Origin of the sequence: Marinobacterium profundum, from assembly GCF_001528745.1 — a bacterium.
GTDB lineage: Bacteria > Pseudomonadota > Gammaproteobacteria > Pseudomonadales > Balneatricaceae > Marinobacterium_A > Marinobacterium_A profundum.
This window is the reverse complement of sequence record NZ_BCNS01000018.1, coordinates 1-13,387: the sequence shown is the minus strand read 5'-3', so window position 1 is coordinate 13,387 and position 13,387 is coordinate 1. Positions and strand designations below refer to the sequence as shown.

At 59.7% G+C, this 13,387-nt stretch carries 12 protein-coding genes; 3 read left to right on the top strand and 9 right to left on the bottom strand.

Going from position 1 to position 13,387, the window contains the following annotated elements; genetic code table 11:
• Positions 1–5: 5 nt before the first annotated feature.
• The 6 genes from ribH to glyA form a co-directional block, all read right to left on the bottom strand.
• Positions 6–479: a 6,7-dimethyl-8-ribityllumazine synthase gene (gene ribH / locus MPRO_RS01215; RefSeq protein WP_067286277.1), complete on the bottom strand. Its 474-nt coding sequence runs from the start codon at positions 477–479 to the stop codon at positions 6–8.
• Between the two features lie 12 nt (positions 480–491).
• The gene (gene ribBA, locus MPRO_RS01210) at positions 492–1,607 is read right to left on the bottom strand and encodes a bifunctional 3,4-dihydroxy-2-butanone-4-phosphate synthase/GTP cyclohydrolase II (RefSeq protein ID WP_067286056.1); all 1,116 of its coding nucleotides are present in this window, start codon (positions 1,605–1,607) and stop codon (positions 492–494) included.
• A 24-nt stretch (positions 1,608–1,631) separates the two neighbouring features.
• The gene (locus MPRO_RS01205) at positions 1,632–2,318 is read right to left on the bottom strand and encodes a riboflavin synthase (RefSeq protein ID WP_067286054.1); all 687 of its coding nucleotides are present in this window, start codon (positions 2,316–2,318) and stop codon (positions 1,632–1,634) included.
• Positions 2,318–3,466, bottom strand: coding sequence for a bifunctional diaminohydroxyphosphoribosylaminopyrimidine deaminase/5-amino-6-(5-phosphoribosylamino)uracil reductase RibD (gene ribD / locus MPRO_RS01200; RefSeq protein WP_067286052.1), 1,149 nt, complete (start codon positions 3,464–3,466; stop codon positions 2,318–2,320). The genes MPRO_RS01205 and ribD overlap by 1 nt, the downstream gene beginning before the upstream one ends.
• Positions 3,466–3,942, bottom strand: a complete 477-nt coding sequence (gene nrdR / locus MPRO_RS01195; protein WP_067286050.1) for a transcriptional regulator NrdR — start codon at positions 3,940–3,942, stop codon at positions 3,466–3,468. The genes ribD and nrdR overlap by 1 nt, the downstream gene beginning before the upstream one ends.
• Before the next feature lie 265 nt (positions 3,943–4,207).
• Positions 4,208–5,464: a serine hydroxymethyltransferase gene (gene glyA, locus MPRO_RS01190; RefSeq protein ID WP_067286049.1), complete on the bottom strand. Its 1,257-nt coding sequence runs from the start codon at positions 5,462–5,464 to the stop codon at positions 4,208–4,210.
• A 331-nt stretch (positions 5,465–5,795) separates the two neighbouring features.
• Between glyA and ettA the strand changes: the two genes are divergently transcribed.
• Entirely contained in the window at positions 5,796–7,454 is a 1,659-nt protein-coding gene (gene ettA / locus MPRO_RS01185; protein ID WP_067286047.1) for an energy-dependent translational throttle protein EttA, read from the top strand.
• 78 nt (positions 7,455–7,532) lie between these two features.
• On the opposite strand, the gene radA is transcribed toward ettA, so the two are convergent.
• The gene (gene radA, locus MPRO_RS01180) at positions 7,533–8,909 is read right to left on the bottom strand and encodes a DNA repair protein RadA (RefSeq protein WP_067286045.1); all 1,377 of its coding nucleotides are present in this window, start codon (positions 8,907–8,909) and stop codon (positions 7,533–7,535) included.
• A gap of 148 nt (positions 8,910–9,057) precedes the next feature.
• On the opposite strand from radA, the gene MPRO_RS01175 reads away from it, so the two are divergent.
• The gene (locus MPRO_RS01175) at positions 9,058–10,329 is read left to right on the top strand and encodes an O-acetylhomoserine aminocarboxypropyltransferase/cysteine synthase family protein (RefSeq protein ID WP_067286043.1); all 1,272 of its coding nucleotides are present in this window, start codon (positions 9,058–9,060) and stop codon (positions 10,327–10,329) included.
• Positions 10,330–10,394: 65 nt separating this feature from the next.
• Here MPRO_RS01175 and can read toward each other — a convergent pair whose 3' ends face one another.
• Positions 10,395–11,057 (bottom strand): carbonate dehydratase, encoded by a 663-nt coding sequence (gene can, locus MPRO_RS01170; protein WP_067286041.1) that lies wholly within the window; start codon positions 11,055–11,057, stop codon positions 10,395–10,397.
• Positions 11,058–11,107: 50 nt separating this feature from the next.
• The gene (hemE, locus tag MPRO_RS01165) at positions 11,108–12,172 is read right to left on the bottom strand and encodes a uroporphyrinogen decarboxylase (RefSeq protein ID WP_067286039.1); all 1,065 of its coding nucleotides are present in this window, start codon (positions 12,170–12,172) and stop codon (positions 11,108–11,110) included.
• A 229-nt stretch (positions 12,173–12,401) separates the two neighbouring features.
• On the opposite strand from hemE, the gene MPRO_RS01160 reads away from it, so the two are divergent.
• Positions 12,402–13,172: an AraC family transcriptional regulator gene (locus MPRO_RS01160; RefSeq protein ID WP_067286036.1), complete on the top strand. Its 771-nt coding sequence runs from the start codon at positions 12,402–12,404 to the stop codon at positions 13,170–13,172.
• Positions 13,173–13,387: the final 215 nt, after the last annotated feature.

Sequence of the window (13,387 nt, the reverse complement as noted above, 5' to 3'; positions counted from 1 at the left end):
TGCGCTTAAACCTCGAGTTGTCGAAGCAGGCTGACCATTTCCAGCGCAGACAAGGCCGCTTCCGCGCCCTTGTTTCCGGCCTTGGTGCCGGAGCGCTCGATCGCCTGTTCGATGCTGTTAACGGTCAGAATGCCATTTGCGACCGGGACATTGTATTCCATGGCGACCTGAGCCACGCCCTTGGAGCTTTCGGCGGACACATATTCAAAGTGCGGCGTACCGCCGCGGATCACGGCACCCAGGGCGATGATGGCATCGTCCTTCTTCTGGGCCGCTACGCGCTGTACAGCCAGCGGGATTTCGAATGCACCCGGCACGCGAATCACGCGAATATTTTCTTCCGGCACGCCATGGCGTTTCAGAGTATCGAGCGCGCCGTCCAGCAGGCTTTCAACCACAAAAGCGTTGAAGCGGCCAACCACGATGGCGTAGTTGCCGGCGCAGCTCACAAAATCACCTTCATATATTTTCACAGACATTGGCAGTCCCACTTAATCTTCGTATGGAATGTATTCTTCGATTTCCAGATCAAAACCGGAGATCGCATTAAATTTCATCGGCGAGCTGAGCAGGCGCATCTTGCCCACACCCAGATCACGCAGAATCTGCGAGCCGGTGCCGACCGTAAGATAAGCACCGGAAGCGCTGACATTCACCTTGGACTTTTTAGGCCCCTGCAGCATCTGCTGCAATGCCGTACCCAGGTTGATCTTGCTGCCCACATCCAGCAGCAGCACCACACCCCGGCCTTCTTCCGCGACCTTGCGCAGCGCACGGCGCATGGTCCATTTCACAGTCTCGCCAGGGCAGGCACCCACTACGTCGCGCAGCACCTCGGTACGGATATGTACTCGCACCAGGGTCGGTTCCGTTGAGCTGATCTCGCCCTGGGTCAGCGCCAGGTGCGTGCAGTTCTGAATTTCATCGCGATAGGTCACAAAGTTGAAGTCACCAAACTCGGTGGGCAATACACCTTCGTCTTCACGTACTACCGTATGTTCGTTGAGCGTGCGGTAGTGAATCAGGTCGGCGATAGTACCTATCTTGAGGCCATGTTTCTCGGCAAATTTTTCCAGATCGGGCCGACGCGCCATGGTGCCGTCTTCATTCATGATCTCAACGATCGCAGACGCCGGCGACAGGCCTGCCAGGCGCGGCAGGTCGCAACCCGCTTCAGTGTGACCTGCGCGGCTCAGTACACCACCGGGCTGGGCCATAAGCGGAAAAATATGCCCCGGCTGAACGATGTCTTCCGGCACCGCCTCACCCCGTACCGCCACCCGTACCGTATGGGCACGATCGGCGGCGGAAATACCCGTGGTTACACCGGTGGCCGCCTCGATAGACACAGTAAAGTTGGTGGAGAACTGGGCGCCATTGCTCTGCACCATCAGCGGCAACTTGAGCTGCTCACAGCGGCTGCGGGTCAGCGTCAGGCAGATCAGGCCACGGGCATGGGTGGCCATAAAGTTAATGTCTTCGGCCCGCACCATCTCGGCGGCAATCACCAGGTCGCCTTCGTTCTCGCGGTCTTCATCATCCATCAGGACGACCATCTTGCCCTGACGAATATCCTCGATCAGTTCTTCTGTCGTATTCAGCTGCATCGATATGTTCTCGTGTTGGGCGCCTCAGCGCCGGCTGTATCCGTATTCGGCCAGTTTGGCCAGCGTCAGACCGTCTTGCTGTGCCCCTGTGTCGGCTTGCTCTGCAGCACCCTGGACGGGTGCAAACTGCAGCAGGCGTTCCATGTAGCGGGCCAGCACATCCACTTCCAGATGCACCGATCTGCCTGGCTGATAAGCGCCAGTAATGGCCTCACCGGCGGTATGGGGCACTATGTTCAGTTCAAAATCAGCGCCGTCCACGGCATTCACCGTGAGGCTGACACCATCGACGGTAATCGAACCCTTGGGGGCAATATAACGCGCCAGAGCCTTGGGCGCCCGTACGCGGTACACAATGGAGCGGGCATCTTCGCGCCGCTGCATTATCTGGCCCACGCCATCGACATGACCGGTCACTATATGACCGCCCAGACGCCCGCTGGGCATCATGGCCTTTTCCAAATTAACCTTTTCCCCCACCGCCAGACTGTCAAAGCGGCTGTGTGCCAGGGTTTCGCGGGATACATCAGCCCAAAAGCCATCACCCGGCAAGGCCACGGCGGTCAGGCAGACGCCGTTGGTGGCAATGCTATCGCCGAGTTTGACGTCGCCGAGGTCCAGCTCCCGGGTCTGTACATAGAGGCGCATGTCGCCCTGGTACATTTCGATCGCCGCAATCTGGCCGATGGCCTCGATAATGCCGGTAAACATCAAAGCTGCTCCTGTGTCGATTGCGGGTATTGCGGCTTCAGAGTGAAGCGAATATCAGCGCCAAGCTGACGCATATCTTCGACCTGCAGCGGGATCTGCTGCGCCATGCGCTCAAACGGCAGCTCCAGCAAGGGGCGTGCGGCCGAGCCCAGCAGTTTGGGCGCCATATAAACCACAATTTCATCCACCAGATGCGCCGCCACCATGGCGCCGGCCAGGGTGGCACCGGTTTCTACCAGTAGTTCATTGCACTGCTGCGCGCCAAGCCAGTCCAGCAAGGCGGCAAGGTCAACCCGGCCACCGGTGCCCGGCAGGCTCAGCAGCTGCGCACCACGCTCGATTAGCGGCGCCTGGGCCAGGCTGTCGCCCTGGCAGGTCACGATCAGGGTACGGCCCGGCTGCTGCAGTATGCGGGCACCCGGTGGCATGCGCAGCCGACTGTCGAGCACCAGGCGCAGTGGCTGACGCTCACCGATGGCGGCTTTTTCAGCGGCGCTGAATCCCGCCTCGGCCGGACGCACCGTCAGGCTGGAATCATCCAGCAGGATGGAGTCCACCCCGGTAAGGATCGCCGAGCTGCGGGCACGCAGGCGCTGCACGTCGGCCCGGGCCGCGCTGCCGGTAATCCATTGCGACTCGCCGCTAGCCATGGCGGTGCGCCCGTCCAGGCTCATCGCCAGTTTCAGGCGCACCCAGGGGCGGCCCGTTTCCATGCGACGGATAAAGCCGGGGTTGAGCGTTCGTGCATCGGCTTCCAGCAGGCCGCTGTCGGCTTTGATACCGGCGCTGCGCAGGCGCTCCAGGCCACGCCCGGCAACCTGGGGATTGGGGTCCACCATGGCGGCGACCACTCGGGTAACGCCTGCGCGTACCAGCGCATCGGCACAGGGCGGTGTACGTCCCTGATGACTGCAGGGCTCCAGCGTCACATAGGCGGTACAACCCTGGGCCCGCTCGCCCGCCATGCGCAGGGCATTGACTTCGGCGTGGCCCTCCCCTGCGCGCAGGTGATAGCCCTCGCCCACCAACTCATCGCCCTGCACCAGCACGCAACCCACCCGCGGGTTAGGATCGGTGCTATAGAGACCCTGTCGCGCCAGGCGAACGGCCCGCGCCATCCAGGCATGATCCTGTGAACTCCAGCGCATCAGGAAGATCCCTCCTGTCCATCCGCCTGAGAGGACAAGCGGTCGATCTCTTCCTTGAACTCGTTGATATCCTGGAAACTGCGATAAACGGAGGCAAAACGGACGTAGGCGACCTGGTCGAGCTTGCGCAGTTCCGCCATCACGGTTTCGCCCACCAGACGCGATGGCACCTCGCGCTCGCCTGCGGCACGCAGACGCAGCTTGATACGGTTAATGGCCGCTTCTATGGCTTCAACTCCGACGGGACGTTTTTCCAGCGCACGCTGGACACCGGCGCGAAGTTTTTCTTCATCGAAGGGCTGACGCATGCCGTCGGCCTTGATCAGACGCGGCATCAGCAGTTCGGCCGCTTCGTAGGAGGTAAATCGCTCATGGCAGCTGATGCATTCTCGCCGACGTCGCACTTGCTGCCCTTCGGCAACCAGACGCGAATCCACCACCTTGGTTTCATTGGCGCCGCAAAATGGACAATGCATAGGAGAATCCTGCCATTCAAAGAGCGTGTGGGAAGGCGTAAATACGCGGCTTCCGAGGTATGACCGCGCTTGGACGCGGTGCGGGCAAAGGTGCCCATGTTTCCAGCTGACTTTTTGCAAAGTCGCTTTTTACAAAAAAAGCTCTGTGCAAAATACCCATATAGCAAAAGACGGCTAAAAAGCCGCCTGCGGATTCTACCCGAATTGTTCTGCGTTTTGCACCTGCGTCAGCACTATCGTCGCTGTCGCAGGTGCAGCCTCCGGTTTACTTGTAAACCGGGAAGCGCGCGCAGATATCGAGCACCTGTTGTTTAACGCGGGCACTGGTTTCTGCATTGTCCAGATCGTCCAGCAGATCGCAGATCCAGTTGGCCAGATCGGTCACTTCCGCTTCCTTGAAACCACGACGCGTGACGGCCGGTGTACCGATACGCAGGCCGGAGGTTACGAAGGGCGAGCGCGGATCGTTGGGCACCGCATTCTTGTTCACGGTGATGTTGGCGCGACCCAGAGCGGCGTCCGCATCCTTGCCGGTGATGTCCTTCTTGATCAGATCAACCAGGAACAGGTGATTAACGGTACCGCCGGAGACGATGTCGATGCCGCGGGCCAGGAAGACCTTAACCATGGCTTGGGCGTTTTTTACCACCTGCGCCTGGTAGGCTTTCCATTCCGGCTCCATGGCTTCTTTAAAGCACACGGCCTTGGCGGCGATCACGTGCATCAGCGGGCCACCCTGGGATTCAGGGAACACAGCGAAGTTTAGCTTTTTCTGCAGCTCTTCATCGGCACGGGCCGACAGGATCAGGCCGCCACGTGGGCCACCCAGGGTTTTGTGCGTTGTGGTGGTCACCACATCGGCGACTGCCATCGGGCTGGGGTAAACGCCCGCCGCCACCAGGCCTGCAACGTGCGCCATATCGACGAACAGGTAAGCACCGACCTTGTCGGCGATATCACGGAAACGCTGCCAATCGACAATCATGGAGTAAGCGGAGAAGCCAGCCACGATCATTTTCGGCTTGTGTTCCAGCGCCAGGCGCTCAACCTCGGCGTAATCGATCTCGCCGGTTTCGGCATTCAGACCGTACTGCACGGCATTGTAGATACGACCAGAGAAAGACACCGAGGCACCGTGGGTCAGGTGACCACCGTGGGCCAGGCTCATGCCCAGAATGGTGTCGCCCGGCTTGCACAGCGCCATGAAGACAGCAGCATTGGCCTGGGAGCCGGAGTGCGGCTGCACGTTGGCGTAGGTAGCACCGAACAGTTCTTTGGCACGATCGATCGCCAGATTCTCAACGATGTCGACGTATTCGCAGCCACCGTAGTAGCGCTTGGCGGGATAACCTTCAGCGTACTTGTTGGTCAGACCGCAGCCCTGGGCTTCCATGACACGCGGGCTGGTGTAGTTCTCGGACGCGATCAGTTCGATGTGCTCTTCCTGACGCTGCTCTTCGGCCTGGATGGCAGACCAGAGATCCGAGTCAAATGCGGCGATGGTCATATCTTTGCTAAACATAGCTGTCCCCAATTGTGCAAAGGCTGTTCGGTGCCACACCAGAGCTCCCAAAACGGCCTGAAGCTCGAAAGCTTCAAACCCGGGATTGCTGCAGCACCGCGGAAAAGGGCGCCATTATAGTCGAAACTCCTGCAACTGCGCACTTGAAAGTGGGTCACCAAAACCGGAGGCAGTTTCATGCAAGGCGGTCCAAAACTCCTGTTCGAACCACGCCTCCAGGCGGGATTCGGTGCCAGGGCCGTGGCCGCCGCAAGATCGAGTTAGCATTCACTTGCCCCGATCGGCTAAAATTGTCGCCATTGCAGAATTTCAACCGACAGGCTCTGATCCCATGGCTCAATATGTGTTTTCGATGGATCGCCTCGGCAAGGTCGTACCGCCGAAGCGTGAAATCCTCAAGAATATTTCCTTGTCCTTCTTTCCCGGCGCCAAGATCGGCGTACTCGGCCTCAACGGTTCGGGCAAGTCCACCCTGCTGCGCATCATGGCCGGCGTCGACAAGGAGTACATCGGTGAAGCCCGCCCGATGCCCAATCTCAATATTGGCTATCTGCCGCAGGAACCAGAGCTCGACGACAGCAAGACCGTGCGCGAGATCGTCGAAGAGTCCGTTGCCGATGTAAAGGCAGCCCTGTCAGGCCTGGACGCTGTCTATGCCGCCTACGCCGAACCCGATGCCGACTTTGATGAACTGGCCAAGCGCCAGGCCGAATTCGAAAACCTGATTCAGGCCAAAGACGGCCACAATCTGGAAAACGCCCTGGAACGCGCCGCCGACGCTCTGCGCCTGCCCGCCTGGGACGCCGAAGTGAAGCACCTGTCCGGGGGTGAGCGCCGCCGTGTCGCTCTGTGCCGCCTGCTGCTCGATAAGCCCGACATGCTGCTGCTGGACGAGCCGACCAACCATCTGGACGCCGAGTCCGTGGCCTGGATCGAACGCTTTCTGCAGGAATACCCCGGCACCGTTGTGGCCATCACCCATGACCGCTACTTCCTCGACAATGCCGCCGGCTGGATTCTGGAGCTCGACCGTGGTCGCGGCATCCCGTACGAAGGCAACTACTCCTCCTGGCTGGAACAGAAGGAAAGCCGCCTCCAGGCCGAAGCAAAGCAGGAAGCGGCCCACCACAAGGCCGTATCATCTGAGCTGGAGTGGGTGCGTCAGGGTCAAAAAGGCCGCCAGGCCAAGTCCAAGGCGCGCCTGAAACAGTTCGAGGAAATGAACTCCCGCGAGTTCCAGACCCGCAACGAAACCCAGGAAATCTACATTCCACCTGGCCCGCGTCTGGGCGAAAAGGTCATCGAAGCCCGCAACATATCCAAGGCTTACGGCGACAAGGTACTGATCGAAGATCTGAGCTTCTCCATTCCCCAGGGCGCCATCGTTGGCATCATCGGTGGTAACGGCGCCGGCAAATCAACCCTGTTCCGCATGATCAGCGGTGCCGAAAAGCCGGATTCCGGCGAAATCGAAATTGGCTCCACAGTGAAGCTGGCCTACGTCAATCAGGACCGGGATCTGAACGGCGACAAGACTGTTTTCGCCGAGATCTCCGACGGCCAGGACATCATCACCGTAGGCAACTACCAGACACCGTCCCGCGCTTACTGCGGTCGTTTCAACTTCAAGGGCGGCGATCAGCAGAAGCTGGTGAAAGACCTGTCCGGTGGTGAGCGCAACCGCCTGCACATGGCCAAGCTGCTCAAAGAAGGCGGCAACGTCCTGCTGCTTGATGAGCCGACCAACGACCTGGATATCGAAACCCTGCGCGCACTGGAGGACGCCATCCTCGGCTTCCCGGGCTGCGCAGTCGTCATTTCCCATGACCGCTGGTTCCTCGACCGCATCTGCACCCATATGCTGGCGTACGAAGGCGAATCAAAGGTCGAGTTCTTCGAAGGCAACTACACCGAGTACCAGGACGACTACAAGCGTCGCTACGGCAAGGAACATCAGCCCGAGCGCATCAAGTACAAGCGCATGAACTAGGACTTGGTCCTGGCGCCATGAAAAACCGGCCTGAGTGGCCGGTTTTTTTGTGTCTGCCTCGACCAAGGTCAGAGACGTCTACAACGCATCCAGAGCTTCGGACAAGCGCGTCACACCAATAACTTCCATACCCGCTGGCGGCGTTTTGGGCACATTACCCTTGGGAACTATTGCCCGCTTGAATCCGTGCTTGGCGGCCTCGCGAATACGTTCCTGGCCGTTGGGTACAGGGCGAATTTCACCCGACAGTCCTACCTCACCGAAGGTCATCAGCCCCGACGGCAGCGCCCGGTCGCGATAGCTCGACACTACCGCCAGCAACAGCGCCAGATCCGCCCCGGTCTCGAGCACCTTGACACCCCCGACCACATTGACGAAGACATCCTGATCGCCGGTCTGCAGCCCGCCGTGACGGTGCAGTACCGCCAGCAGCATGGCCAGGCGATTGTGCTCCAGCCCCACCGCCACCCGGCGCGGGTTGGCCATATGGCTCTGATCCACCAGCGCCTGAATCTCCACCAGCAAAGGCCTTGTACCCTCCCACACCACCATCACCACACTGCCGGGACTGGGCTCATCGGAGCGACTCAGGAAGATAGAGCTGGGATTGCGCACCTCGCGCAGGCCGTTTTCCAGCATCGCAAAGACCCCCAGTTCATTCACCGCGCCAAAACGGTTCTTGTGGGATCTAAGGGTACGAAAACGGCTGTCGGACGAACCTTCAAGCTGCAAGGAACAGTCGATCATATGCTCCAGCACCTTGGGGCCCGCCAGACTGCCATCCTTGGTCACATGCCCGACCAGCAGCAGCACTGTGCCGGTCTGCTTGGCATAGCGCGTCAGATAGGCCGCGCTTTCGCGCACCTGCGCCACCGAGCCCGGCGCCGACTGTACATCGGCCATATGCATCACCTGAATCGAGTCGATGACCATAAGCTTGGGCTGATGCTGCTGTGCGATCTGACAGATGGCCTCTACCGAGGTCTCGGACAGCATTTTCAAATGCCCGGCCTCAAGTCCGAGGCGCTGGGCGCGCATGGCCACCTGTTGCAGCGACTCCTCGCCGGTGACATAGAGTGCGGTTTTCTGCGCCGCCAGGTGACACATGACCTGCAGCAGCAGCGTACTCTTGCCCGCCCCCGGATGACCGCCAATCAGGATGGCCGAGCCCGGCACCAGGCCACCGCCCAGCACCCGGTCCAGCTCACCGGTACCGGTGGAAAATCGCGGCATCTCGCTCAGGCTCACCTCCGACAGGCTAACGACCTTGCCGCCGGCATCACTGGCACCGGTATAGCCCTCGAACCGAGGCGAGCGCGCTGCTGCTGTACCCGCCGCCGCCAGGCGCACCTCGGTCAGCGTATTCCAGCTGCTACAGGCGCCGCACTGCCCCTGCCACTTGTTGTAATCCGCTCCGCAGTCATTGCAGACGTAGGCAGTCTTGGCCTTGGCCATGGCGAAATCCTCTGAGCCGCTATCAATGCCGGCATTCTAACCGCTGCCGGGCGTCACGCCCAATCTGTGTTGTGGCGGGGTTTCAATACCGCAGCAACGCGTTACACTCCGAACTCTGTTTGCAGCCAACAATAAAGGATTACGAGCGATGAAACTGGAAACAATCGCGGTACACGGCGGCTATGAGCCGGACCCAACGACCCGCGCCGTCGCGGTACCCATCTACCAGACCGCCGCCTATGCATTCGATAATGCTCAGCATGGCGCCGACCTGTTCGACCTCAAGGTCCCAGGCAATATCTACACCCGCATCATGAATCCCACCAACGACGTGCTGGAAAAGCGCGCCGCCGAACTCGAGGGTGGTATCGCGGCCCTGGCGGTGGCTTCGGGCATGGCGGCCATTACGTACAGCATCCAGACCCTGGCGGAAACCGGCGACAACATCATTTCCACCAGTGAGCTCTACGGCGGCACCTACAACCTGTTCGCCCATACCCTGCCGCGCCAGGGCATCAAGGTGAACTTCGTCAACAAAGATGACTTTGCCGGCATCGAGCGCCTGATTGACGACCGCACCCGTGCCCTGTTCTGCGAGAGCATCGGCAACCCGTCTGGCAGCATCGCCGATATCGAAAAGCTGGCTGAAGTAGCGCACCGCCATGGCATCCCGCTGATCGTGGACAACACCGTAGCCAGCCCGCTGTTGTGGCGCCCCATCGAGCAAGGCGCCGATATAGTGGTGCAGTCCGCCACCAAATACATTGGCGGCCACGGCAATTCCATTGGCGGCCTGGTGATCGACAGCGGCAACTTCCCCTGGGCCGATCACAAGGATAGATTCCCGCTGCTCAACGAAGCGGACCCCTCATACCACGGCGTGGTCTACACCGAGGCATTTGGCCCCGCGGCCTTTATCGGCCGTTGCCGCGTAGTGCCACTGCGCAATATGGGGGCAGCGCTGTCACCGATGAACGCCTTCCTGCTGCTGCAGGGCATTGAAACCCTGGCGCTTCGCATGGAGCGCATCTGTGACAACGCGCTGCAGATCGCGCGCTTCCTGGAGGGCCACAAGGCGGTGCAGTGGGTCAGCTACGCTGCCCTTGAAAGCCACAAGGATCACACGCTGGCGCGCAAGTACATGAATGGCAAGGCGTCCGGCATTCTCAGTTTTGGCCTGCACAGCGGCCGCGAGGGCACCCGCAGCTTCTACGATGCGCTCAACCTGTTCATCCGCCTGGTGAATATTGGCGATTGCCGTTCACTGGCGTCGATCCCGGCGGAAACCACGCACCGCCAGCTTAACGACGAGGAACTGAAATCTGCCGGCGTGAAACCGGAAACCGTGCGTCTGTCGATCGGGATAGAGCACATTGACGACCTGCTGGCCGACCTGGAGCAGGCGCTGGCCAAGGCCTGATACAACAACAGGAGCGACCCTCACGAGTCGCTCCTGTCGAATATTGCCGCGAAAAGGCTGACGAATCAGGGAATTTTCTTGGCGGCGATAGCCTCTACAGCCTGCTGCTGCAACGCATCGATCTCGTCGGCACTGCTGACACAGAAATTAAGATCCCGCAGCACACCGCTGTCCAGACCATAGACCCAGGCGTGTATGCACAGCTCCTGGCCGCTGCTCCAGGCTTCCTGCACCATGGTAGTGTTGCAGACATTATAGGCCTGCTCGATGACGTTCAGTTCGCACAGGCGGTCCAGCTTGAACGTCTCGTCGTCATTCCATTGTTCAAGAATATCCCGGTACTTGAAGTAGACATCGCGTACGTGGCGCAGCCAGTTATCGATCAGCCCCAGCTGGGACGGCTCCAGCGACGCCTTAACACCGCCACAACCGTAGTGCCCCACCACCATCACATGCTTTACCTTCAGCACCCGCACCGCATACTGCAGTACGGACAGGCAGTTCATGTCAGTGTGAATCACCAGGTTGGACACGTTGCGGTGTACAAAAACATCGCCTGGTAACAGTCCGATAATTTCGTTGGCCGGCACCCGGCTGTCGGAACAGCCGATCCACAGATACTCAGGCGCCTGCTGCTTGGCCAGGGTCGGGAAAAAATCCGGATTGTCTCGGGATATGCGCTCCGACCAGGCCTGATTCTGCTCAAACAGCTTCTGCAATTGCTTCATGAACGACTCCGATTACACCAAAGAACTAAGAAATTCGGTCTGCCTGAAAATCAGGCGTGATAGCGGGCGCTGAGCTCATGCACCGCATCCACAAAAATACGCGCCTGATCCGGGTCTGCGAACTGATGAATGCCATGACCGAGGTTAAACACATGACCATTACCCTCGCCAAAGCCCGCCAGAATGGTTTCGACTTCAGCGCGGATACGGGCGGCCGGCGCATAAAGCACAGACGGATCCATATTGCCCTGCAGGGCGACGCGATCACCCACGCGACGGCGCGCATCCTGAATATCGCAGGTCCAGTCGAGCCCCAGCGCATCGGCGCCGGTATCGGCGATGGATTCCAGCCACTGACCACCATTCTTGGTAAAGAGTATCACTGGTACGCGGCGGCCTTCATGCTCGCGCAGCAGTCCGGCACAGATTTTCTGCATGTAATTGAGCGAGAATTCACGGTACATGGGGCCGCTGAGTACACCACCCCAGGTATCGAAAATCTGTACCGCTTGGGCTCCGGCGAGAATCTGCTCGTTCAGATAGTTGGTCACCGACTGCGCCAGCTTGTCGAGCAGCGCGTGCAGTACTTCTGGCGTGCTGTACATCATCTGCTTGATATGACGGAAATCCTTGCTCGAACCACCTTCAACCATGTAGGTGGCCAGGGTCCAGGGGCTGCCGGAGAAGCCGATCAAAGGCACACGACCACCCAGGGCGCCGCGAATCTCCCGTACCGCCGCCATGACATAGTCCAGATCCGAGGCGGCGTCCGGCACCGGCAGCGCTGCAACATCGGCTTCACTGCGGATCACCTTGCGAAAGCGCGGGCCTTCGCCCGCTTCGAAGTACAAACCCAGGCCCATGGCATCCGGAATGGTGAGGATATCGGAGAACAGAATCGCCGCATCCAGATCGAAACGCTCCAGCGGCTGCAGGGTCACTTCGCACGCCAGCTCGCGGTTCTTGCACAGGCTCATGAAATCACCGGCATGCGCCCGGCTGGCGCGGTATTCAGGCAGGTAACGCCCAGCCTGGCGCATCATCCACACTGGAGTTACATCTACCGGTTCGCGCATCAGCGCTCGCAAAAAACGGTCGTTCTTCAATTCAGCCATCGGGATCAGCCATTAGTTAGCGGTCAAAATATTCGCGCCATTTTAGCGTTTTCCGACAAAAAATGCGCATACAACTGTTTCAGTCCGCAAGCTCCCAGCACAAGCGAACCTCGACCAGGTCACAACGGTGTTGCTGGAGTCTAGTCACCGGTATACTGGGCTAATTCCTGACCAGCCCGGACATCCCGACGGGTCACTCATAAAAAAGGCTAACCCGTAACACACCAGCATGGTCAAAGCCGCCGATATTCTCACCCTGCCCGACAGCGCCCACAGCCACGATCACGGCTACCATCAGCTCGTCCTCGGGCTGGAAGGCCAGACTGCATTTGAACTTGAGGGGCTTGGCCAGCGGGTCAGCCCGGGCATGGGCTGCGTGGTGCCTTCGTCCATTGCCCATGCGTTCTGCGGTATCGGCAGCAACAGCATCCTGGTGATCAACCTGGCCAGCAGCCAGAGCGTCTCGCGCGAAGAGCGCGAGCGCATCAACCGGCTGTTCGACCAGGCGGCCTACTTCGATATGAACAGCCATCTGCAGGTACTGGCCAATGCGGTCAGCCGGGAAATTCGCCAGTATCCCAACGATCCCATGCTGGCCCGCGCCTGCAGCAACCTGCTGATCTGTACCCTGGGCAATCATATGGCCACCCGGGCCCCGACCCGCAAGCCTGGCCTGCTGGATCTGGATCTGATCAATGAATACATTCAGCTCAACCTGCAGCGCAAGATTAGCGTGGCACACCTGGCCGGCGTCGCCTGCCTGAGCAGCAGCCAGTTCCACGAGCTGTTCAAGCGCCAGGCCGGCATGACGCCGCACCAGTTTCTCCTGATTAAACGCCTGACGGCGGCCCGCACTTTGCTGGAACAGGGCTACTCTGTATCCCATGCAACCGAGCAATGCGGTTTTGCCAATCAGAGTGCCTTCACCCATGCCTTTCGGCGCCATTTTGGCGATACGCCTGCGCGTTATCGTCAGCAAACCGCCTTCCAGACACCCTGAGACCGGATTTTTCGACAAGAACTCCGGAGTTTCTGGTAAGACCTCGCGCCCAACTGTCACTAAAGTGTATTAGTCGCCGATTCACTCGGCGCGGCTCGTTATCGCCAGGGAGGCGAAACTCCGGACTCCCTGGAGGCTGTCCGAGAATACTAGCCGTAGCGAGAGCCGGCTGATTTGAGCTTGTTTTTGCGATGTTTTAAGGCGAATAGTGGTTC